This window comes from Streptomyces sp. R11 (assembly GCF_041051905.1).
Taxonomy (GTDB): Bacteria; Actinomycetota; Actinomycetes; order Streptomycetales; family Streptomycetaceae; genus Streptomyces.
Genome location: NZ_CP163432.1, coordinates 8,083,567 through 8,104,469, shown reverse-complemented (window position 1 = coordinate 8,104,469; position 20,903 = coordinate 8,083,567). Strand labels below are relative to the sequence as shown.

General features: G+C 71.3%; 17 protein-coding genes. 12 read left to right on the top strand and 5 right to left on the bottom strand.

Annotated features, from left to right (window positions below; genetic code table 11):
* The first annotated feature begins 263 nt into the window (after positions 1 to 263).
* Positions 264 to 1,373, top strand: a complete 1,110-nt coding sequence (locus tag AB5J55_RS37580; RefSeq protein ID WP_369274899.1) for a mechanosensitive ion channel family protein — start codon at positions 264 to 266, stop codon at positions 1,371 to 1,373.
* A gap of 14 nt (positions 1,374 to 1,387) precedes the next feature.
* Here AB5J55_RS37580 and AB5J55_RS37575 read toward each other — a convergent pair whose 3' ends face one another.
* On the bottom strand, positions 1,388 to 2,953 hold the full coding sequence (locus AB5J55_RS37575; protein ID WP_369274898.1) for a M1 family metallopeptidase: 1,566 nt from the start codon (positions 2,951 to 2,953) through the stop codon (positions 1,388 to 1,390).
* Between the two features lie 235 nt (positions 2,954 to 3,188).
* On the opposite strand from AB5J55_RS37575, the gene AB5J55_RS37570 reads away from it, so the two are divergent.
* From AB5J55_RS37570 to AB5J55_RS37550, 5 genes are all read left to right on the top strand, one after another.
* Positions 3,189 to 5,408 carry an NADP-dependent isocitrate dehydrogenase gene (locus AB5J55_RS37570; RefSeq protein ID WP_369274897.1) on the top strand — a complete coding sequence of 740 codons (2,220 nt, stop codon included), beginning with the start codon at positions 3,189 to 3,191 and terminating at the stop codon, positions 5,406 to 5,408.
* Positions 5,409 to 5,643: 235 nt separating this feature from the next.
* Positions 5,644 to 6,507, top strand: a complete 864-nt coding sequence (locus tag AB5J55_RS37565) for a helix-turn-helix domain-containing protein (protein ID WP_369274896.1) — start codon at positions 5,644 to 5,646, stop codon at positions 6,505 to 6,507.
* Entirely contained in the window at positions 6,504 to 6,722 is a 219-nt protein-coding gene (locus tag AB5J55_RS37560; protein ID WP_369274895.1) for a DUF397 domain-containing protein, read from the top strand. Before AB5J55_RS37565 ends, AB5J55_RS37560 begins: the two co-directional genes overlap by 4 nt.
* 49 nt (positions 6,723 to 6,771) lie before the next feature.
* A complete protein-coding gene (locus tag AB5J55_RS37555; protein ID WP_369274894.1) occupies positions 6,772 to 7,422 on the top strand; it encodes a hypothetical protein in 651 nt (216 codons plus the stop codon).
* Positions 7,423 to 7,430: 8 nt separating this feature from the next.
* Positions 7,431 to 8,219 (top strand): N-formylglutamate amidohydrolase, encoded by a 789-nt coding sequence (locus AB5J55_RS37550; protein WP_369274893.1) that lies wholly within the window; start codon positions 7,431 to 7,433, stop codon positions 8,217 to 8,219.
* A 9-nt stretch (positions 8,220 to 8,228) separates the two neighbouring features.
* On the opposite strand, the gene AB5J55_RS37545 is transcribed toward AB5J55_RS37550, so the two are convergent.
* The 3 genes from AB5J55_RS37545 to AB5J55_RS37535 are packed head-to-tail and all read right to left on the bottom strand — an operon-like array spanning position 8,229 to position 10,800.
* Positions 8,229 to 8,720, bottom strand: coding sequence for a hypothetical protein (locus AB5J55_RS37545; RefSeq protein ID WP_369276402.1), 492 nt, complete (start codon positions 8,718 to 8,720; stop codon positions 8,229 to 8,231).
* Positions 8,721 to 8,728: 8 nt separating this feature from the next.
* Positions 8,729 to 9,304 carry an RNA polymerase sigma factor gene (locus AB5J55_RS37540; RefSeq protein ID WP_369274892.1) on the bottom strand — a complete coding sequence of 192 codons (576 nt, stop codon included), beginning with the start codon at positions 9,302 to 9,304 and terminating at the stop codon, positions 8,729 to 8,731.
* Positions 9,305 to 9,363: 59 nt separating this feature from the next.
* The gene (locus tag AB5J55_RS37535; RefSeq protein WP_369274891.1) at positions 9,364 to 10,800 is read right to left on the bottom strand and encodes a S8/S53 family peptidase; all 1,437 of its coding nucleotides are present in this window, start codon (positions 10,798 to 10,800) and stop codon (positions 9,364 to 9,366) included.
* 148 nt (positions 10,801 to 10,948) lie between these two features.
* On the opposite strand from AB5J55_RS37535, the gene AB5J55_RS37530 reads away from it, so the two are divergent.
* Complete coding sequence (locus tag AB5J55_RS37530; RefSeq protein ID WP_369276401.1) at positions 10,949 to 13,516, top strand: CHAT domain-containing protein; 2,568 nt, start codon at positions 10,949 to 10,951, stop codon at positions 13,514 to 13,516.
* A 25-nt stretch (positions 13,517 to 13,541) separates the two neighbouring features.
* Here the strand turns inward: AB5J55_RS37530 and AB5J55_RS37525 are convergent, their stop codons facing one another.
* Complete coding sequence (locus AB5J55_RS37525) at positions 13,542 to 15,503, bottom strand: LuxR C-terminal-related transcriptional regulator (RefSeq protein ID WP_369274890.1); 1,962 nt, start codon at positions 15,501 to 15,503, stop codon at positions 13,542 to 13,544.
* A gap of 94 nt (positions 15,504 to 15,597) precedes the next feature.
* Here AB5J55_RS37525 and AB5J55_RS37520 point away from each other — a divergent pair, with 94 nt between their 5' ends.
* The 5 genes from AB5J55_RS37520 to AB5J55_RS37500 all read left to right on the top strand — a co-directional run bounded on the left by AB5J55_RS37520 (position 15,598) and on the right by AB5J55_RS37500 (position 20,858).
* Entirely contained in the window at positions 15,598 to 16,683 is a 1,086-nt protein-coding gene (locus AB5J55_RS37520) for a M12 family metallopeptidase (RefSeq protein WP_369274889.1), read from the top strand.
* A gap of 508 nt (positions 16,684 to 17,191) precedes the next feature.
* Complete coding sequence (locus AB5J55_RS37515) at positions 17,192 to 18,013, top strand: ABC transporter permease (protein WP_369276400.1); 822 nt, start codon at positions 17,192 to 17,194, stop codon at positions 18,011 to 18,013.
* A gap of 118 nt (positions 18,014 to 18,131) precedes the next feature.
* Positions 18,132 to 19,184 carry an ABC transporter substrate-binding protein gene (locus AB5J55_RS37510; protein WP_369274888.1) on the top strand — a complete coding sequence of 351 codons (1,053 nt, stop codon included), beginning with the start codon at positions 18,132 to 18,134 and terminating at the stop codon, positions 19,182 to 19,184.
* The gene (locus tag AB5J55_RS37505) at positions 19,171 to 19,962 is read left to right on the top strand and encodes an ABC transporter ATP-binding protein (RefSeq protein ID WP_369274887.1); all 792 of its coding nucleotides are present in this window, start codon (positions 19,171 to 19,173) and stop codon (positions 19,960 to 19,962) included. The genes AB5J55_RS37510 and AB5J55_RS37505 overlap by 14 nt, the downstream gene beginning before the upstream one ends.
* 26 nt (positions 19,963 to 19,988) lie before the next feature.
* A complete protein-coding gene (locus tag AB5J55_RS37500; RefSeq protein ID WP_369274886.1) occupies positions 19,989 to 20,858 on the top strand; it encodes a TauD/TfdA dioxygenase family protein in 870 nt (289 codons plus the stop codon).
* The last annotated feature ends 45 nt before the right edge of the window (positions 20,859 to 20,903 follow it).

The following is a 20,903-nucleotide window of genomic DNA, read 5'->3' as shown; positions in this document are numbered from 1 at the left end:
TTCGGAGGCGGGCGTTCCGCCCTCGCGGGGCCGGAAGTTCGAGGGAGAATGCCGGAAAGCGGCCGATCAGGCCGTCCGGCCGACGCTCCTGGTGCGAACACGTGTACCCGATACGGCAGGATGAGCCCTCGCGCCGGTCTCGGGGGATGGGGTGGTCGGCGCGACGGCACATCGCGGAATCGAGCAGGTGACAACGTGACGAGACTTCACATCCGGCCGTCGGCGAAGGGGTTCGCCGCAGCTTCTCTCCCGGGGGGTGACCGGTGACGCGAGCGCTCACAGTGGACGACCTGGTGATCGCCGGGATCGCGCTGGCGGCGGGGTTGCTCGCGGCTTTCCTGCTGCGGATGCTGCTGCGCTGGCTGGGCAAGCACGCCGATCGCACCCGCTGGAGCGGCGACGACCTCATCGTGGACACGCTGCGCACCGTGGTGCCGTGGGCGGCGTTCCTCGGCGGCGCGGCCTCCGCGGGCGCCGCGCTGCCGCTGACGAAGACGGTCCAGCACAACGTCAACCAGATCCTGACCGTGCTGCTCATCTTCGTCGTGACGCTGTCGGTGGCCCGCGGGATCGCCGGGCTGATGCGGACGGTCACCCAGTCCCGCCCCGGCGTCGCCGGTTCGGCCACGATCTTCGTCAACATCACCCGGGTCCTGATCCTGGCCATCGGCTTCCTGGTGGTGCTGCAGACGCTGGGCATCTCCATAGCTCCCCTGCTCACAGCCCTGGGCGTCGGCGGTCTGGCGGTCGCGCTGGCCCTGCAGGACACACTCGCCAACCTCTTCGCGGGCATCCACATCCTCGCCTCCAAGACCGTCCAGCCCGGCGACTACATCCGGCTGAGCAGCGGCGAGGAGGGCTACGTCGAGGACATCAACTGGCGCCAGACGACCGTGCGCGCGCTCTCCAACAACCTCATCGTCATCCCCAACGGGGAGCTCGCGAAGACGAACATGACCAACTTCATGCGGCCCGAGCAGGAGTTGACGATCCTGCTCCAGGTCGGCGTCGCCTACGACAGCGACCTGGACCACGTCGAGCGGGTGACCAACGAGGTCATCGCCGAGGTGATGGCCGAGGTCGAGGGCGCCCTCCCGGACCACGAGCCGATCATCCGGTTCCACACCTTCGGCGACTCACGGATCGGCTTCACGGTCATCCTGGGCGTCGGCGAGTTCAGCGACCAGTACCGGATCAAGCACGAGTTCATCAAGCGCCTGCACAAGCGCTACCGCACGGAGGGCATCCGCATTCCGGCGCCCATGCGGACGGTGGCGATCCAGCAGGGGACGGTGTCGATACCGCAGCAGTCGATACCGCATCCGCGCCTCCCCGGAGAGGCGGACGAGGTGACCCCCGTCCGCCTCGACTGACTGCTCGGACGTGCCTAGAGGGTGGCCGAGTTGTCGTGGGACCGGCTGCTCTTACGGCTGTGCGGCGCGGCGAGGGCCGGATTCACCGGGGTGACCGTCCAGTCCGGGTGCCCCGGCATCCGCGGCGTCTTCGTGCCGTACAGCCAGTCCCGCAGGAATCCGGTCAGATCCTGGCCGGAGACCTCGGAGGCCACGGCGATGTAGTCCTCCGTCGACGCCGAGGAGTTGCGGAACCGGGCGAGGAAGGCGCGCTCAAGGGCGTTGAAGGCCTGCTCGCCGACGAGGTTGCGCAGCGCGTACAGGACCAGGACGCCGCCCAGGTAGCGCTGGCTGTCGAAGAGGTTCACCGCGTTCGGCGCCGCGACCGGCCCCGAGTCGTGGCGCCACTGGTCGCCGCGCGCGTAGGTGTCCTTCATCCGCGCTTCCATCGAGGTGAGGCCGAGGGAGTCGGGCCAGCCACGCTCGTAGCGGTAGAGCAGCCCGTAGAAGTCGGCGTGGCCCTCGTTGATCCACAGGTCGGCCCAGGTGGCGGGGCTGACGCTGTTGCCGAAGTAGGAGTGGACCAGCTCGTGCATCATGTGCGAGCCGATCTTCGGCTCCGCCTGGAGCAGGTAGTTCGGCTTGTAGATGGTGAGGGTCTGGGTCTCCAGGCCCGTGAAGTCGAAGGCGTTCGGGTCGTCGGAGTTGCAGGGCAGCAGTCCGTACGTCTCGAACGGGTACGCCCCGAGCCGCGTCTCCAGCCATGCCACGATCCCCGGCGTGAGTGCCAGTGCCGGCTCCAGTGCCTCGGCCCGTGCGGTCGGGACGACGTCCCGCAGCGGGAGGCCGTTCGGGCCCTGCCGCTGCTTCACCACGTAGTCGCCGACCGTTATCTGGATCAGCTCCGTGGCCATGGGCTCGCGGGAGCGGTACGTGTAAGCCGTACGGTCGCCGTCCAGACGCTGGGTGCGCACGAGCCGGCCGGTCGCCACGCCGCTCAGTCCGTTCGGGACGACGAGGCGGAAGGAGAAGTCGGCCTTGTCGGACGGGTGGTCGTTGCAGGGAAAGACGGTGTGTGCCGAGTTCGGCTGGCAGCACACGGCGAACCCGTCGGGCGTGTCGACCCAGCCGGTGTGCGTCAGGTCACGGCGCGGGTCCGCCGAGTACTCGACGCAGACGGTGACCCGGCACTTGGCCGGCAGCGTCCGGGCGGGCGTGACGCGCAGCTTCTCGTCGACCTGCTCGAAGGTCGCCTTGCGGCCGTCGACACGCACGGAGCGGATGTCGAGGCCGAGGGAGTCGAGGGAGAAGCGGCTCAGGGCCTGGGTGGTGCGGATCTTCAGGGTCGCGGTGGCGTCGACCAGGCGGGTCGTGGCGTCGTAGGAGAAGTCGAGGTCGTAGGCGGCGACGCGGTAGCCGTCGTTGCCCAGGGCCGGGTAGACGGGGTCACCGAGGGTCTCGGGGCCCGGGGTGCCGGAGGTCTTGGCGGCCGACGTCCCCGTCAGTGTCGGCGTCGCGTGGGCGGAGGGGGCGGCGGCCAGGGCCGCTGCCGTGCCGATCAGGGCGGCCGCGGGGGCCGTCACTCTGCTGCGATATCTCATGGTCCGCTTTCGCTCGGGCGGCCGGATGGTCAGGGCCGGCCGCCGGATCGGTGGTGATCGCCTTACATGACTCCGGGACCAGGCGATCCGGTTGCACGGAGGCGGTAGGTCCGTTTGCGGGGATCAGAGATCGCGGCGCATATCCCGCAGCTCGGTGCGGACCCCTGTCGAGTACGGGTCGATCACGAGATATCTTGATGTCGAGCAATGTTGCAGACGTGGAGCGGAGCACCCGGTGACTGACTCGACCATCATCTATACGCACACTGACGAGGCCCCCGCCCTGGCGACGTATTCCTTCCTGCCGGTGGTCCAGGCGTACGCCTCGCAGGCGGGTGTCGCCGTGGAGACGCGGGACATCTCGCTGGCCGGCCGCATCATCGCGGTGTTCCCGGAGTACCTGACCGAGGACCAGCGCATCCCGGACGCCCTGGCCGAGCTCGGTGAGCTCGCCAAGACGCCCGCGGCCAACATCATCAAGCTGCCGAACATCTCGGCGTCCATCCCGCAGCTCAAGGCCGCGATCGCCGAGCTCCAGGGCCAGGGCTACGCGCTGCCGAACTACCCGGACGACCCGAAGACCGACGAGGAGCGGGAGATCCAGGCCCGCTACGACAAGGTCAAGGGCTCCGCCGTGAACCCGGTCCTGCGTGAGGGCAACTCCGACCGGCGCGCCCCCGCCTCGGTCAAGAACTACGCCAAGGCCCACCCGCACCGCATGGGCGCCTGGACCGCCGAGTCCAAGACGAACGTGGCGACCATGGGCCAGAACGACTTCCGCTCCACCGAGAAGTCCGTCGTGATCTCCGAGGCCGGCGCGCTGCGGATCGAGCACGTCGCCGAGGACGGCACGACCACCGTCCTGCGCGAGTCCGTACCGGTCCTCGCCGGTGAGGTCGTCGACGCCTCCGTGATGCACGTGGCCGAGCTGCGCGAGTTCCTCACCGCGCAGATCGCCGAGGCCAAGGCCCAGGGCGTGCTGTTCTCCGTGCACCTCAAGGCCACGATGATGAAGGTCTCCGACCCGATCGTCTTCGGCCACGTGGTCCGCGCCTTCTTCCCGAAGACCTTCGAGCAGTACGGCGCCGCTCTCGCCGCCGCCGGCCTGTCCCCGAACGACGGTCTGGGCGGCATCCTCAAGGGCCTGGGCGCGCTGCCGAACGGCGCCGAGATCCAGGCGTCCTTCGAGGCGGAGATCGCCGAGGGCCCGGCGCTGGCCATGGTCGACTCCGACAAGGGCATCACCAACCTGCACGTGCCGTCCGACGTGATCGTCGACGCCTCGATGCCGGCCATGATCCGCACCTCCGGCCACATGTGGGGCCCGGACGGGCAGGAGGCCGACACCCTGGCCGTGCTGCCGGACTCGTCCTACGCCGGCGTCTACCAGGCCGTGATCGACGACTGCCGTGCGAACGGCGCCTACGACCCGTCGACGATGGGCTCGGTCCCGAACGTCGGCCTGATGGCGCAGAAGGCCGAGGAATACGGCTCCCACGACAAGACCTTCGAGGCCAAGGCCGCGGGTACGATCCGCCTGGTCGACCAGGCCGGCAACGTCGTGATCGAGCAGGCGGTCTCCCCCGGTGACATCTTCCGCGCCTGCCAGACCAAGGACGCCCCGATCAAGGACTGGGTGAAGCTGGCCGTCACCCGCGCCCGCGCCACCGGCGACCCGGCCGTCTTCTGGCTGGACGAGACCCGCGCGCACGACGCCAACCTGATCGCCAAGGTCAACGCGTACCTGCCGGAGCACGACACCGAGGGCCTGGACATCCGCATCCTCGCCCCGGTCGACGCCACCAAGCTGTCGGTGGAGCGCATCCGCCGCGGCGAGAACACCATCTCGGTGACCGGCAACGTCCTGCGTGACTACCTGACGGACCTCTTCCCCATCCTGGAGCTGGGCACCAGCGCCAAGATGCTGTCGGTCGTCCCGCTGATGGCGGGCGGCGGCCTGTTCGAGACGGGCGCCGGCGGCTCCGCGCCGAAGCACGTCCAGCAGCTGGTCAAGGAGGACTACCTGCGCTGGGACTCACTTGGTGAGTTCTTCGCGCTGGTGCCGTCGCTGGAGCAGTACGCGACGGCCACGGGCAACACCCGCGCCCAGGTCCTCGCCGACACCCTCGACCGCGCCACGGCGACCTTCCTCAACGAGGACAAGTCCCCGACCCGTCGCGTCGGCGGCATCGACAACCGCGGCAGCCACTTCTACCTGTCCCTGTACTGGGCGCAGGAGCTGGCCAAGCAGACCGACGACGCGGAGCTGGCGAAGGCCTTCGCCCCGCTCGCCGAGACGCTCGCCGCCAACGAGCAGAAGATCGTCGAGGAGCTGAACGCCGTCCAGGGCAAGCCGGCCGAGATCGGCGGCTACTACCAGCCCGACCCGGCCAAGGCCGCCGCGGTCATGCGCCCGTCGGCCACCTGGAACGAGGCGCTCGCCTCGCTGAGCTGACCCATCGGGCCTGAGGGCCCTGCCGTCTCCGCCCCGACCGGTGCACCGCCCGGCCGGGGCGGAGTCATGTCCGGGGCGGAGTCATGTCCGGGGCGTTGACCGTGCCCCTTTGAGGCGAGGCAATTTCTCTCACGCAATTGCGTGAGCCACGTGCATGATCTCAACTATCCTCAGGTACAAGGAGATTGACAGCCGGACGCACTTGCCCGGCGCAACAGACGCGAGGGGTGAGGCAATGGCCACGGCCGGCGGACCCACGCTGCGGCGGCGCCAGCTCGGCGCCGAACTCCGCCGCCTGCGCGAACACGCGGGCAAGCGGATCGAGGACGTCGCTGCGCACCTGGAGTGCTCGATGTCCAAGATCAGCAGGGTGGAGACCGGACAGGCCCCCATCAAGGCCCGGGACGTCCGCGATCTGCTCCAGTGGTACGGCGTGACCGAGCCGGAGCTCACCGAGGCCGTCATGCTGATCCACAAGGGCGCCCAGCAGCAGGGCTGGTGGGCGCACTACAACGAGGTGCTGCCCTCCGGCATGGCCACCTACGCCGGCCTGGAGGCGGACGCCAGTGTCCTGCGCAGCTATGAACCCACCTTTGTGCACGGCCTGTTGCAGACCGCGGACTACGCCCGTGCCGTGATCGCCGCCGTACGGCCCAACGAGCCGTACGAGGTGGACCAGCTGGTGCGTTTCCGCAAGGAGCGGCAGGCCCTGCTGACCAGGACTCCGGAGCCGCTGGAGCTGTGGGTGGTGGTGGAGGAGAGCGCGCTGCGCCGGCCGGTCGGCGGCACCGAGGTCATGGTGGACCAGCTGGAGCACCTGGCCCGGGCGACGGAGCTGCCGAACGTCACCATCCAGATCATGCCGACCGCGAAGGGCGCCCACGCGGCCCTCGCCGGAACCTTCTCGCTGCTGGAGTTCGGGCCGCGCGAGCCCGCCGTCGTCTACGTCAACTCCATCGCCGGAAACGTGTACTTGGAGAAGGAACGCGATGTGCGCACCTTCATCCAGACCTTCGACCTCGTGCGGGCCGCCGCTCCCGACCCGCAGGAGACACCCACCACGCTGGAGCGGATCGCAAGGGAGATGCAGGGGTCATGAGCGCGCACGACGGGCGGAGACTGTCGCGGGTCGACCTGGACGGGGCCGACTGGCGCAGGAGCAGCCGCAGTTCGGGCAACGGAGCGTGTGTCGAGGTCGCGGCCGTCGCCGGCCTCGTCGCGGTCCGGGACTCCAAGAACGCTCAGGGACCGGCCCTGGTGTTCACAGCGCACGAGTGGCGGGCGTTCCTCGGCGGAGGAGTCCGCCGCATGTGAGTCGTGAAGGGAACCGTCGGCGGGCCGGGACGGAGAGCCACCGGAACAGTTGCCGCACGTACGAACGGAGTACGACGCGCGACCGGCCCCTTGGCGCGTCGGGCTGCCCGTGAACGAGGTCACCTCTCTCCTGCCCGTCGCGTCCGGTGCCTTCTACACCGGGGAGACCTTCTGGACGGCGGCCGGCGTCGCCGGGACCGTGCTCGTCGGCTTCCTCGCGATGTGGACCGCGTTCCGCTCCACCCATCCCAAGCGGCGGCTCAACTACACCGTGAGCCACCAGCCGTTGGTACAGCAGGTCATGCACGGCAGCCTGGAGATCCGGTGGAACGGCACGTTACTGACCGATCCGCATGTGGTTCAGCTGGTGCTGACCAACCCCGGTCGATGGGACATCCCCAGCGAAGCGTTCGACCGGGGGGACCCGTTCCAGGTCGACCTGGGCGTGCCCTGTCTGGAAGTGCTGCGCACCGAGGCCGGCCCCGGCGCGGCCCGGGCCCCGCAGACCGAGGTGTGCGGATCGCTCCTGCGCATCGGCCCCGGTCTCATCGGCCGCGGCACGACGATCACCTACCTCCTGCTCGTGGACACGGCACCGGCGTACGACTGCCGGCACTCACTCGTCGACGTGAAGGTGCAGCAGGTCTCCCTGCCCCCGCCACGCCGCACCACCCGCCCGCCCCTGACCAGAACGCCTTGAGAGCCCCCATGTCTGCTTCCTTCGAGCTGCTGCCCGGCGCCGCCGACTCCCCCGTGATCCTGCACGTACCGCACTCCGCCCGGCAGGTCCCGGCCGACGCGCGGGCCTCGATCGTGCTGGACGACCGGGCGCTGGAGCGCGAACTCGACCACATCACCGACGCGCACACCGCGGAGCTCGCCGAGGCGGCGGCCGAGCGGGCGTCGCTCACGCCCTGGCGGTTCGTCAACCGGCTTTCCCGGCTGGTCGTCGATCCGGAGCGGTTCCCGGACGAGCGGGAGGAGATGCTGGCCGTGGGCATGGGCGCGGTCTACACACGGACCACGCATCTCGCGGATCTACGGCCGGCCGACACGGACCCGGAACCGCTCGTCGAGCGCTACTTCCGGCCGTACGCGAAGGCCATGTCGGCCGCCGTGGCCGACCGCCTCGCCGCCACCGGCCGGGCCGTGATCATCGACGTGCACTCCTATCCGACCGCCCGCCTCCCCTACGAACTGCACGGCGAGGGCCCGCGACCGCCGGTCTGCCTGGGCACCGACTCGTTCCACACACCGCCCGAGCTGCTTGCCGCCGCCCGGGAGGCATTCGCGCCGTGCGGGGAGACGGGGCTGGACAGCCCGTTCAGCGGGACGTACGTACCGCTGGAGTTCTACGGCAGCGAGCCGCGGGTCGGCGCGCTGATGATCGAGATTCGCCGGGACACGTACATGACCGAGCCGGGCGGCCCCGCAGGTGCGGGACTCACCCGGCTCTCGGCGGCACTGGCGGCGCTGGTGGACGCCGCCGCTCGCTGACCCGGTGGGTCAGGCCCGCAGCCACTCCGTGACCACGATCTCCGCGCCCGTCCGCAGCCGCAGCGCGAAGGGGCCGTTCGGCGGTGCGTCGCTGGTGAAACGGCCCATGTCGTCGACCTCCACCGGGATGGCCGTCTGCGGGCCGCCCAGCACCTCGATCCGCGCCTGCTGGGGCGGCAGCACCTGCCCCATCAGCCCCTGCGCGGTCACCTCCACGTCGACGGTCACCTCGCCCGCGCGGAACGTCAGCATCCGCGGCACGTCCGTGGCCCCCCTGACCGGAATGGCGTCCACCACCGAGTCGAAGGTCAACTCGGCGATACGGGCGTCGAGGTCGTGCAGTGCGAAGGCCTCGACTGCGAGCTGCCGCAGCTGGGCCGGCACGGGGTCCAGGATGGCGGCGGCCTGACGGAGTTCCTCCTCCAGCAGTTCGATGTCGAACCCGTCGTCGCCGGACCCGTTGTGGGCGACGGGCTCCTCGCCGGTCGCTTCGTCGTGCATGTCGTCGTTCACAACGCTCCCCGTGCGTCGAGTCGGGCCCTCAGTCGGCGCAGACAGCGCTGGCGCAGCGGCCCGATGCTGCCCACGGCGATGCCCAGTGCGGCGGACACCTCCTGGTAGCTGGGCGGCGGCGAGGCCATCAGCACGCGCAGCAACTGGCGGCAGCGGTCGCCGAGTTCCTCGAACTCCTGCCACATCCAGCGGATGCGCTCGGACTCGGCGGCGGCCTCCTCGGAGTCCAGGAGCGACTGTTCGGGCGTACGTTCCTCGCTGACCCGGTCCAGCAGCTGCGGATCGCTCGTCACGGTCAGCCGCCTTAAGCCCTTGAGCACCTTCAGGCACTCGTGCCGCGCGGTGCTCGCGAGCCAGGATCCGGCCTTCTCGGGTTCACGGATGCGCCCGAGGTGCTGGGCGAAACGGAACCACACGGTCTGGTACACCTCGTGGGCGTCGGCGTCATTGAGCCGGTGCGCGCGCACGACGGACCACACCAGTGGGCTCATTCCTTCCACGAGCGCCTTCCAGGCCGCCGCGTCGCCGTCGACGGCGGACTGGACCAACGCACCGACATCTGCACGGTCCACAGCCCCACCCCTCGTGTACGGCAAGTCATCGTACGCCGCGGAGGGGGCGGTTCCGACCCTCATGAGCGAGGAGTCGGCGGTGCGACGGGGACAGGGCGCCAGGTCGGGGGGCGAAGCGCGGGTACATGCGCCCCCCGCACCTCCGCGAACCCGGTGTTCGCCGCGAGCATCTTGTACCGGGCGACCCGCGGGTCGTTCTCCTGCTGCGAGCTCATGTGGGTGGCGATCATCGCGGCGACGACGGGAGTGGCGAACGAGGTGCCGCTCCAGTGCGCGTACCCCTCGAACATCACCTGGTCGGGCTTGGTGCCGCTGCTCCCGCCCGACTCGCTCAACAGGCCGGTGTGGCGCGGGGAGACGCAGGAGCAGGAGTAGCCGAAGCCGTACCGGCAGGCGTCGTAGGTGGAGTGCTGGTACACGTACGGCACGGGCGTGTCGAAGCCGGTGAGGACGCTGGTGAGTCGCTCGCCGGGCGCGTACACCTTGACCCAGGGGCCGTGGTTGCTGAAGCAGGCGCCGTACTCGCCGTCGCCGCGCAGTGCGCCAACCGACAGCACGGTGTCCTGGTAGTCGGGCAGGTCGGCGTAGGCGGCGGGCCAGAAGGGCGTGGCGCTGCCGTTGTTGCCGGCCGCGGCGACGAGCAGGGTGCGCTGACCGCGCAGTTCCTGCATGAAGGCCTCGACGCCGAGCAGGCCGTCGGTGCGGCCGTTGGAGGTGCCTGCCGAGAGGCTGAGGATGTCGGGCCAGCCGCCCGCGTCGACGGCCTCGAAGAGCTTCTCGCCGAACTCGGACTCCAGGATGGCGCCCGCGTCGTTGAGCGAGTTGCGAACGGTGACGTTCGTGTTCGGCGCGACGGCGGCGACGAGTCCCGCGATGAACGTGCCGTGGCCGACGTACTGCTGGAGGATGCCGTCGTCGTCGCACTCCTTGAGCTGCGCGTCGCCGTCGGTGTGGGCGAGCAGCGGGGAGGACCGGAAGTCGTTCATGAGGCCGGTGTCGATGACGAGGACGCCGACGGCGGTGTCCGGGTCGTGGGCGCCCTCGGCCACGGCGGGGTTGAGCTGCTCGGTGGCCGGGACGGGCACGGGCTCGTCGCCGGGGCAGGAGTTGACCGCGATCGACACCAGGTGGTTGCGGCTGACCAGGCGGCGTCGGGCCCGGCCCTCCGTCTCGCGCAGGGCGCGCAGGGCGTGCGCGACGGGCCGGTCACCGGCACGGTCCCCCTCGCCGGGGTCGCCGACCTGGATGCGGGTGATGCCCGATCGGTTGGTCTGCGGGCTCACGCGCCGCACGTTGTCCTGCACGAGGTCGGGCTCGGCGGTGAAGTGCGCGCGTACGGTGTCCTCGACGAGGCGGGCGTCCTCGCCGTCGCGGACCAGGACGTAACCCTTCTCGTAGATGAACTCGGCGGAGTCGTCCGGTCCCATCGCGAGGGGGACGTCGGGCATGGAGCGTTGGATCTGCTCGAACTGCTCGTGGAATCGCTGTGGTGCCATGGCGTGTCCTCCCACTGAGGCGACGGTCGTCAATCAGAGCCGTGCGGTCACTGATTGATACAGCGCCAAACCTGTGTGGCACGGTCCTGGGGCAACTACCATCCGTGGAGTGACAGCGGGAAGCGAATCGGTTCTCGAACTGCTGCCGATGGTGTTCGCAGCCCCGAACGACGCGCTGGCGAGGGCGGAAGGTGTGCTCGACGCCGATCCGACGCCGTTGCACGCCTCCGTCGCCCACCAGGTGATCGGCATCTGGCAGCGGGACTGGGGCGACATGCGCATCGCCCTGTATCACCTGCGGCGTGCCCGGGACCTCGCGGCACGCGCGGAGTCGGCCGACCGGGAGGCGGACGTCCTGGCCGCGCTCGGGGTCGCGCTGGTGCACGCGGGGCGCACTCAGCAGGGGCTGGCCGCGCTGGAGCGCGGCGTCGAGCGCGGCAGCGGGCACACACGCGCGCGCGTGCTGTTCCGCCGGGCCTACGCCCGCTGGGTGCTGGGCCATCACCGGGAGGCGTTGGAGGACGTACGCAAGGCGATACCCGTGCTGCGGCAGATGGAAGACGTCATCTGGACGGCGCGGGCACTGACCCTGCGTGCGACCGTTCATCTGGCGGTCGGCGCGGTGGACCGGGCGGATGCCGACTTCACCGCGGCCGAGGCGCTGTGGGACACCACGGGCCAGGAGCACGACAAGGCCGACGCGGTGGAGAGCCGGGGGCTCGCGGCGTTCCGGTCGGGCGACATCCCGGCCGCGCTGCGGCTGCTCGACGAGGCCGAGGAGCGGTACGCCAAGCTCGGCACGCCGACGTTCATGCTCAACATCCGCCGCTGCGAGGTGCTGATGGCCGCGGGGCTCGCCCGGGAGGCGCTGACCGAGGCCGACTCCGCGATCGCCGTGCTCGACGGTATCGGCGGCCAGTCCACCCGCAAGGCCGAGCTGCTGCTGGCCGCCGCGCGTGCCGCCCGGCTGGCGGGCGAGGCGCACACCGCGATCGCGCGCGCCGACATGGCCGTCCGGCTGTTCGCGGGGCAGCGCCGCAGCTGGTGGGAGACGCATGCCCGGCTGGTGCTGATCGAGGCGCGGGTGGCCGCCGGGCGCAGTTCGGGGCGGCTGGTGGCCGACACGGCGGCGGTCGCCGAACGGCTGGCCTCCTTCGGCGCGCCGACCGCGCCGGAGGCCTCGCTGCTCGCGGGCCGGATCGCGCTCGGTCTGGGCTGGCGGGCCGACGCCGAGCAGCATCTGGCGGTCGCCGCCCGCAGCAGGCACAGCGGGCCGCCGCTGGCGCGGCTGACGGGCTGGGCGGCGCAGGCGCTGCGGGCCCAGGCGGCCGGGTCGGGACGCGGCGTCCTGGAGGCCTGTCGTCGTGGCCTGGACGTCCTCGATGCCCACCGAATGACGCTGGGCGCCTCGGAGTTGCGTGCCCGGGCCACCGAGCAGGGTGCGGAGCTGGCCGCGCTGGCCCAGCAGGCCAGTCTCGTCTCCGGCAGTCCGCGTCGGCTGCTGGTGTGGAGCGAGCGCTGGCGGGCCACCGCGCTGTCCACCCCGCCGACGCGGCCGCCCGCGGACCCGGAGCTGCAGAGCAATCTGACGGCGTTCCGGGAGATCGCGGCCCGCGCGGAGGCCGCCCGCATGGAGGCACGTCCCGTTCCGGCCCTGGAGCGCGAACAGCGGCGTCTGGAGCGGGAGATACGCTCCCGGACACTGCACATGCGCGGCGACGCACCCGGCGACGGCCACCGCTTCGACCCGGGGCGGCTGCTGGAACGGCTGGGCGACGACGTACGGCTGGCCGAGCTCGCCGTACTGGACGGGCGGGTTCAGGTGCTGCTGTGCGGGCAGGGGCGGGTGCGTCGGTACGAGGCCGGGCTGCTGGCCGATGCGGAGCGGGAGGCCGAGCACGTCCAGGCCGGGCTGCGGCGGCTGGCCCACCCGGGTGCGGAGGGGCGGCTTCCGGTGGTGGAGGCGGCGGGGCGGCGCCTGGAGGAGCTGCTGCTGGGTCCGGCCGCGGCCCATCTGGGCGACGGCCCTGTGGTGGTCGTACCGCCGGCCCGGCTGCACCGTGTGCCCTGGGCGCTGCTGCCGTCGCTGCGGGAGCGGGTCCTCAGCGTGTCGCCGTCCGCGAGCAGCTGGCTGCGCGCCCGGGAGACCGAGCCGCCGCCCGGTGGCCGCCATGTGCTGGTGCGCGGGCCGGGGCTGGCGACCGGTGGCGCGGAGGTGCCGCACCTGGCCGGCCGGTACGGCGGATCGGTCGTGCTGGAGTACGCGGACGCGCGTGTGCCGCGTGTCCTTGAGGAGCTCGACGGGGCCGAGCTGGCGCATATCGCGGCGCACGGCACGTTCCGCGCGGACAGCCCGCTCTTCTCGGACCTGCGGATGGCCGACGGGCCGCTCATCGTCCACGACTTCGAGCGCCTGGACCGCAGCCCGTACCGGATCATCCTCTCCTGCTGCGAGACGGCCCGCTTCGCCTCCGTCGGCGCCGACGAACTGCTCGGACTGGTCACCGCCCTGCTGCCGCTGGGCACGGCGGGCGTGGTGGCGAGCAGCGCGCCGGTCAACGACGCCGCCGTGGTGCCGCTGATGCTCGCACTGCACAAGGGGCTGAGCCAGGGCCTCTCCCTGGCTGAGGCCCTGCGCGACGCGCGGGCGGCTCTGCCGGGGGACGCGTTGCATCAGGCGACGGGGTGGGCGTTCTCGGCGTTCGGGGCGGCCTGATCCGGCTACGGCCCGAACAACTCACTTACGCAGGCTGCGCGTCCGGCAGTTCCACCAGCCACGGCAGGGCGCCTCGGTCGCTGGCACCCAGGCGCGCGTAGGCGCTGTAGAGGTGGTTGCCGACCGTGCGGACGGAAAGTGTCAGCTTCTCGGCGATCTGGCGGTTGCTCAGGCCCGTGGCCGCGAGCGTGACGATCTGGCGTTGCCGGGTGGTCAGTTCGCCGAGGACCAGGCCGGACAGGGCCGGGGTGCGGGCGCCCTGGCAGCGGCGGGCCAGGGCGACGGCACGCGTGCGTGCGGTGCGGGCGGCGCGCGGGTCGCGGTGGGCCCGTACGGCATGGGCGTGCGCCTCGGCCGCGAACAGCAGGAAGCCGCGCTGCTCCAGCTCCTCGGCCACCCGGTCCAGCCCGGGTCCGTCGCCACGGTCGAGCGCGGCGGCGTGCTCGGCGAGGACGCCGGTCAGGCGGCCCGCGGCACGCTCCGGGTCGCCGAGGCGGACCGCGTCGTACGCATCGCCGGAAAGTGCATGCACACTCCCGTCGAGGTCGCCGCCGGTCGCCTCGATGGTCCCGTCGGCGTGACCGCGGGCCGCTGTCGGCCGGGTGACCGCCCCACCCCCGTGGGGGCGGCCACCCAGGATCTCGTGCGCGGCCGTCGGATCGCCCGACTGCGCCGCGGCGAGGGCGAGTTCGAGACGGCAGGACGGATCATCACCGCCGTCACGCAGGCCCTCCCGCGCCCATGCCGCCGCCTCACGCAACTCGCCGCGCAACCGCGCGAACCCGGCGCGCACCGCCGCGTATCCGGCCGGTACCGGCACTCCCTCGCCGACCAGCCACTCCCCCACCGGCGTCGGCAGTGCCCGTACGTCCGCCCGCTCGATGGCGCCGGTCAGCGCGGCCCGCTCGGCGTCGAGGGCGGGCCCGCACCGATCCGGCGAGCGAAGCGAGATGGGGCTCCCCCCGGCCGGAGGCTGAGCGAGGGACAGCCGCCTCGCCCGCAGCCGGCCGGCCGCGGCCCGCAGCACCGGACCGTGCAGGGGGTGGGCGAGGCGGACGGCGCCCTGGTCGTCGACGTGGACCAGGGAGTCGGCCTCCAGGCGTTCGAGGGCGCGAAGATCGAGTCGGTACGGCTCCGGGCCCTGTTCCGGCCCGGCGTCCAGCCCCGGTTCCGGATCCGGTTCCAGGTCCAGGGGCAACGGCTCGGCGAAGGCCAGGCGTTCGAGGATCTCGCGCTCTTCGGAGCAGGCACGGTCGAAGACCTGTGCGGTGTGCTCGCGCACCGTCGCGGTGACCGGCACCGGTCCGCGCCACGCCCACTCGTCGGAGTCCGGGCCCGAGTCGACGACCCGGCTGAGCAGCCCGCGCTCGCGCACCGCGCCCACCAGGTCGCGCAGCAGCCGCAGGTCGCCCCGGCACAGGCGGTGCAGCCGGTTCACGGTGAGAGGTTCGAGGCCACCGCCGCCGACTCCGGTGCCGGCCGCCAGCAGTTGGGCGGTCTCCTCGCGAGGCAGCGGCTCCAGGGTGAGGCGGGGCAGGAGTTCGCCGGTCCACAGCCGGGAGATCGCGCCCGGGGCCGGGGCGCCGTCGGTGGTGACGACCAGGAGACGGGTGCGTCCGTGCACCGCCAACTGGTGGACGAGGGCGGCGGAGGCGTCGTCGAGCAGGTGCGCGTCGTCGACCAGGAGCAGCCGTACGCCGGACAGATGCCGGAAGGCACCGTGCAGGGAGGCCGACTCCGGCACCAGGTGTGCGAACGCGGCGAAGCGGATCCGGCGCGTCTCGGGGGTGCCGGCCACCCGGGCGCAGTCGGTGCCGCGGACGGCCTCCGTGACGAGGCGGGTCTTGCCGCAGCCCGCCGGACCCGTGATCACAAGGCCCTGGCGGCCCGCGGCCAAGGAGCCGCGCACCAGCTCGAGTTCGTCCTCACGGCCGGTGAACGGCCAGGGCAACTCCAGGGTCTTCGCGTCACGTTCGAAGTTCGTCACGGCAATAGGAGCGCGGTGACTCACCCTTGATACAGGGGTACTTGAGTAGCCCTCGACTCAGGCGCCCGCGGCGGGCCGACGGCAGGCTGTCCGCATGACCGCTCGCTACTGCTCCCTCGCGCAGCAGTCGGCCCCCGCCTTCGCCCCGGGGCTGGCCGCCGAGCGGCTCAGTGCGCTCATCGGCGGACGCCGGATGTGGGTCAACGGCACCGTGCTGCACTACTGCTTCTTCGACCGGGACTCCGACGGCTCCGTGATCCCCGATCCGGAGACCGGCGAGACCCGGCGCGTGTCGTGGGTGGGCAGCAAGGTGCAGCAGGACGTCGTGCGCGAGTGCTTCCAGGAGTGGCAGGACCTCGGCATCGGGCTGTCGTTCGTGGAGGTGGGCGACCGGTCGGAGGCCGAACTGCGCATCGGGTTCCAGCTCGGCGACGGCTCCTGGTCGACCGTGGGCAAGGACGCGCTCCGGGTCGGCCTCAACGAACGCACCATGAACTTCGGCTGGGACCTGACCGCGCCCGGGGAGCGCGGCACGGCCCTGCACGAGATCGGGCACGCGCTCGGCTTGCTGCACGAGCACCAGAGCCCGTTCGCCGGCATCCACTGGGACGACGAGGCCGTGTACGCCGATCTGGCAGGTCCGCCGAACTTCTGGAGCCGGGACAGGACGTTCTTCAACATCCTGCGCAAGCTCGATCCGAACGAGGTCAACGGTTCCGCCTGGGACCCGCACTCGATCATGGAGTATCCCTTCTCGGCCGGGCTGATCCTGGAGCCGGAGCAGTTCCGCGCGGGTCTGAACCCGCCGGGTGTGCTGTCCAAGGCCGACAGGGAGTTCGTCCAGCGCTGGTACCCGCCGGCCGAGACGCCGGGGCCGCGGGAGCTGGTGCCGTTCCGTTCGGTGCCGCTGCGGCTGGGTCCGGCGGAGCAGGCCGACTTCGTCGTCGAGCCGCCGGAGACCCGCGAGTACACGGTGGGCACCTTCGGCGACAGCGACACCGTCGTCGTGGTCTTCGAGGAACGGGACGGCGAACCCCGGTACCTCACCGCCCAGGACGACGGCGGCACCCCGGACAACGCCACCGTCAGGGCCCGCCTCGTCAAGGGCCGCCGCTATCACGTCAGAGTGCGCCTCTACTCCAGCTGGGGTTCGGGGGAGACAGCGGTCATGTGCTGGTGACGGCACGGATCGGCTGACGCGCTCGGACGCGAGAGTCCACAGTCCGGCGCCGGGGAAGTGGCCGGGAACGCCACCTTCGGGGGAGGGTGACGTTCCCGGCCACGCCGACGCCACGGCACCGGCTGACACAGGATGTCCTGCCGGTGTTCCAGAGAATGGACGCCTCTTGGTGACGGGCTGCGGCTGAGGTAGAAATGGGCCTCATGAATCCCGAGCCCTTGGTGCGACGCCTGGTCATCGACCTGTGCCGACGCCCGGGCTCGGGTTGTTGTTGCTGACTTGGCCCTGTCTCACGCGCCGTGCCGCCCGGTGATCCCACCCCGGCGAGGGCGTTCCCGCACCCTGTCGCCGGGTGCTCTCTCCGCTTCGTTCAGCATCACTCCCGCTCGGGGCCTGCCGCCCATGTCGGTCGACGGCAGCAGCTCATGTCCCGGCGCCCCATGGAGGACGCCCCGTGTCCACAACTCCCGCTCTGTCCAAGCCTGATCGCACCCCGACGCCTGCCGACGTGCCGCCCCAGCCGCGCTCGCCCGCACTGGGCGCGTGGGCACGCGTGCGCCCTGTCGCACTGCCGGTCGGCTCTCTCCTGCTCTTCCTCGTCCTGTGGCAGCTGCTGGCGGCGAGCGGGACGTGGAGCGCGACGCTGGTTCCGCCGCCGGCCAAGGTCTGGGACGCGTTCATCGACGTGTCCACCACGCACGACGGCGTGCGGGGCTACAACGGCACCACTCTCGTCGAGCACCTCGGCATCAGCCTGCAACGCATCGCGCTCGGCGCCGGCATCGGCATCGCCGCCGGGGTGCTCTTCGGGCTGCTCATGGGCACCGTCGGCTGGCTGCGCTCACTGTTCGAGCCCTGGATCACCTTCCTGCGGACGCTGCCGCCGCTGGCGTACTTCTCCCTGCTGATCATCTGGCTGGGCATCAACGAGGAGCCTAAGGTCACCCTGCTGGCGGTGGCCGCCTTCCCGCCGGTGGCGGTGTCGACCACGACAGCCGTGGCGGCCGTACCGAAGAGCCTGATCGAGGCGGCCCGTGCCCTCGGCGCGTCGCGGTGGGCCGTCGTCCGGGATGTCGTCGTCCCGTCCGCCCTCCCGGAGACGCTCACCGGAGTCCGGCTAGCGGTGGGGGTGGCCTACTCCTCCCTCGTCGCCGCCGAGTTGGTCAACGGACTGCCCGGCATCGGCGGCATGGTCAAGGACGCAGCCAACTACAACAACACCCCGGTGGTGCTCGTCGGCATCATCGCCATCGGCGTCTCCGGGCTCGTCATCGACGGGCTGCTGCTGCGGCTGGAACGCGCCGTCGTCCCGTGGCGCGGCCGCGCATAGGACCGCGAAGAAGACACACCCCTCCGCCTCGCGGAGAAGACACCCCGCTGCCCCCCCGCAGCAGACAAAGCCCTCTGCCTCGCGCAGAAGAACCCCTCTGCACAGAAACGGCCCCGACATGTCCCGTCTCTCCCCCGGTCCGTCCCGCCGGCTCCTGCTCGCCGGCGCCCTGGCCACGGTCTCCGCCGCCGTCACCGGCTGCTCCCCGGACAGCTCGGCGGCTTCGTCGGGCGGCTCCCGGCAACTGCGGGTCGGCTACTTCGCCTTCCCCAGCGGTGACTTGATCGTGAAGCAGCGCGGGTTGCTGGAGAAGGCGCTGGCGGACTACAAGATCTCCTGGATCAAGTTCGACTCCGGCGCCAGCGTCAACCAGGCCTTCCTCGGCAAGTCCCTCGACATCGCCGCGCTCGGGTCGAGTCCGTTCGCCCGCGGAGTGTCGGGCAGCTCGCCGGTCCCGTACAAGGTCGCCTTCATCCTCGACGTGGCCGGCGAGAACGAGGCCCTCGTGGCCCGGAAGCAGACCGGCATCACCGACGTGGCGGGCCTCAAGGGCAGGACCATCGCCACGCCGTTCGCCTCCACCTCGCACTACAGCCTGCTGGCGGCGCTGGAGCAGGCCGGACTGAAGACGTCCGACGTCAAGCTGATCGACCTGCAGCCGCAGCCGATCCTCGCCGCCTGGCAGCGCGGTGACATCGATGCCGCCTATGTCTGGCTGCCCACCCTCGACGAACTCCGCACGACCGGCACACAGTTGACGAGCAGCAAGGAGATCGGCGCTGCGGGCAAGCCGACACTCGACCTGGCCGTCGTGTCGGACGAGCTGATCGCCCGCGATCCCAAGGTGATCGACACCTGGCGGTCGGTGGAGGCGGAGGCGCTGCGGCTGCTGAAGTCCGACCCCGACGGAGCGGTCAAGGACGTCTCCGCCGAACTCGGCATCAGCACCGCCGACGCCAGGGCACAGCTCGCGCAAGGAGTGTTCCTCACCCCGGAGCAGGTCACCTCCGCCGACTGGCTGGGCACCGACGGCAGCCCGGGCAAGTTGCTGACCTACGTCACCGACACCGCCCGGTTCCTGGCCGACCAGAAGCAGATCGACGCGGCGCCCTCCGAGGCGGCCGTCCGCAAGGCGTTCTACCTGAAGGGACTTCCCGATGTCCTCAAGTGACACTGTCGAGGCCGCGGTTGAGCCGACAGTCGACGGTTCCGTCCGGATCGAGCACGTCACTCATCGGTACGGTCCCGTCACGGCCGTCGGCCCGGTCGATCTGACCGTCCCCGCGGGCGAGTTCCTCGTCCTGGTGGGTGCCTCCGGCTGCGGCAAGAGCACCCTGCTGCGGCTGATCGCCGGGTTCGAGCAGGCCACGCAGGGTTCGGTGCGGGTGTCCGGCAAGGCGCCACGGCCCGGCGAGGCGGCCGGGGTGGTGTTCCAGTCGCCGCGGCTGTTCCCGTGGCGGACCGTGCAGGGCAACATCGACCTGGCTCTGCGGTACGCAGGCGTGGAGCGCGCCCAATGGCCGGTGCGCCGAGACGAGTTGCTCGCCCGCGTCGGCCTGGAGGGCACCGAGAAGCGGCGGGTGTGGGAGATCTCCGGCGGGCAGCAGCAGCGCGTCGCCATCGCCCGCGCACTGGCCGCCGAGAACCCTCTGTTCCTGCTCGATGAGCCGTTCGCGGCGCTGGACGCGCTGACCCGGGAACGGCTCCAGGAGGACGTACGTCAGGTCACCGGCCGGACCACGGTGTTCGTGACCCACTCCGCCGAGGAGGCGGTCTTCCTCGGCTCCCGCATCGTCGTGCTGACGAAGGCCCCCGGGACCGTCGCCCTGGATCTGCCGATCGACCTCCCCCGCGGCGAGGTCGACGCCGACGAGTTGCGCGAGTCACGGGAGTTCGCCGACCTGCGCGCCCAGGTGTCCCACGCCGTCAAGACAGCCGCCGCGGCCTGAACTCGTATCAAGGAAAGGATGTCCGGATGACCGTCATCGCCCCGCCACAGCTCCCCCTCACCCCCCTCGGCCCGAACTTCGGCGCCGAGCTGCACGGCGTCGACCTCGCCCGCCTCGGTGACGAGCAGATCCAGGCGCTCCGGGAAGCGCTCGTGGCGTACAAGGTGCTGTTCGTGCGTGGCCAGGACGGCCTGGACGACTCCGCGCAGATCGAGTTCGGCCGGCGCCTCGGTGAGGTCACCGCCGGGCACCCGATCCACGACTCCGGTGACGTGGCCGCCGAGGTGTACGCGCTGGACAGCCAGGACAACGGGTTCTCCGACGTGTGGCACACGGACGTGACCTTCGTCCGCCGGCCCCCGGCGATCTCCGTCCTGCGCGCCGTCGTCCTGCCGCCCAACGGCGGCGACACGAACTGGGCCGACAGCCAGCTCGCCTACGAGTCGCTGTCGCCGGGCCTGCGGGCGTACGTCGACACGCTCGCCGCCGTGCACGACGGCAACCGTGCCTTCGGCTACTACCTCGCCCAGCGTCGCCAGGGGAGCGGAAACGTCTGGGAGGGCGAGGTGTTCACCGAGCTGGTGCCGGTGGAGCATCCGGTGGTGCGGGTGCACCCGGAGAGCGGGCGGAAGGGGCTGTTCGTGAACCCCGGGTTCACCTCGCACATCACCGGGGTCTCCGAATACGAGAGCCGGGGCATCCTCGACATCCTGTACGCCCACCTGACCAAGCCCGAGCACGTCGTACGGCATCGTTGGCAGCCGGGTGACGTCGCCCTGTGGGACAACCGCAGCACGGCCCACTACGCCAACCGTGACTACGGCGACCGGCATCGCGTCATGCACCGCATCACGTTGCGCGGGGACACCCCGGTCGGCCCCACCGCTCATCGCTGACCTGGTGTGCGCAGGCAGGTCCGGCGGGCGGTTCCCCGCACGCCG

Coding starts and splice junctions, on each gene's coding strand:
- AB5J55_RS37575 (WP_369274898.1), bottom strand. CDS start 2,953: ATGAGATATCGCAGCAGAGTGACGGCCCCCGCGGCCGCCCTGATCGGC.
- AB5J55_RS37565 (WP_369274896.1), top strand. CDS start 5,644: ATGGCCACGGCCGGCGGACCCACGCTGCGGCGGCGCCAGCTCGGCGCC.
- AB5J55_RS37560 (WP_369274895.1), top strand. CDS start 6,504: ATGAGCGCGCACGACGGGCGGAGACTGTCGCGGGTCGACCTGGACGGG.
- AB5J55_RS37550 (WP_369274893.1), top strand. CDS start 7,431: ATGTCTGCTTCCTTCGAGCTGCTGCCCGGCGCCGCCGACTCCCCCGTG.
- AB5J55_RS37545 (WP_369276402.1), bottom strand. CDS start 8,720: ATGCACGACGAAGCGACCGGCGAGGAGCCCGTCGCCCACAACGGGTCC.
- AB5J55_RS37535 (WP_369274891.1), bottom strand. CDS start 10,800: ATGGCACCACAGCGATTCCACGAGCAGTTCGAGCAGATCCAACGCTCC.
- AB5J55_RS37530 (WP_369276401.1), top strand. CDS start 10,949: ATGGTGTTCGCAGCCCCGAACGACGCGCTGGCGAGGGCGGAAGGTGTG.
- AB5J55_RS37520 (WP_369274889.1), top strand. CDS start 15,598: ATGACCGCTCGCTACTGCTCCCTCGCGCAGCAGTCGGCCCCCGCCTTC.
- AB5J55_RS37510 (WP_369274888.1), top strand. CDS start 18,132: ATGTCCCGTCTCTCCCCCGGTCCGTCCCGCCGGCTCCTGCTCGCCGGC.
- AB5J55_RS37505 (WP_369274887.1), top strand. CDS start 19,171: ATGTCCTCAAGTGACACTGTCGAGGCCGCGGTTGAGCCGACAGTCGAC.
- AB5J55_RS37500 (WP_369274886.1), top strand. CDS start 19,989: ATGACCGTCATCGCCCCGCCACAGCTCCCCCTCACCCCCCTCGGCCCG.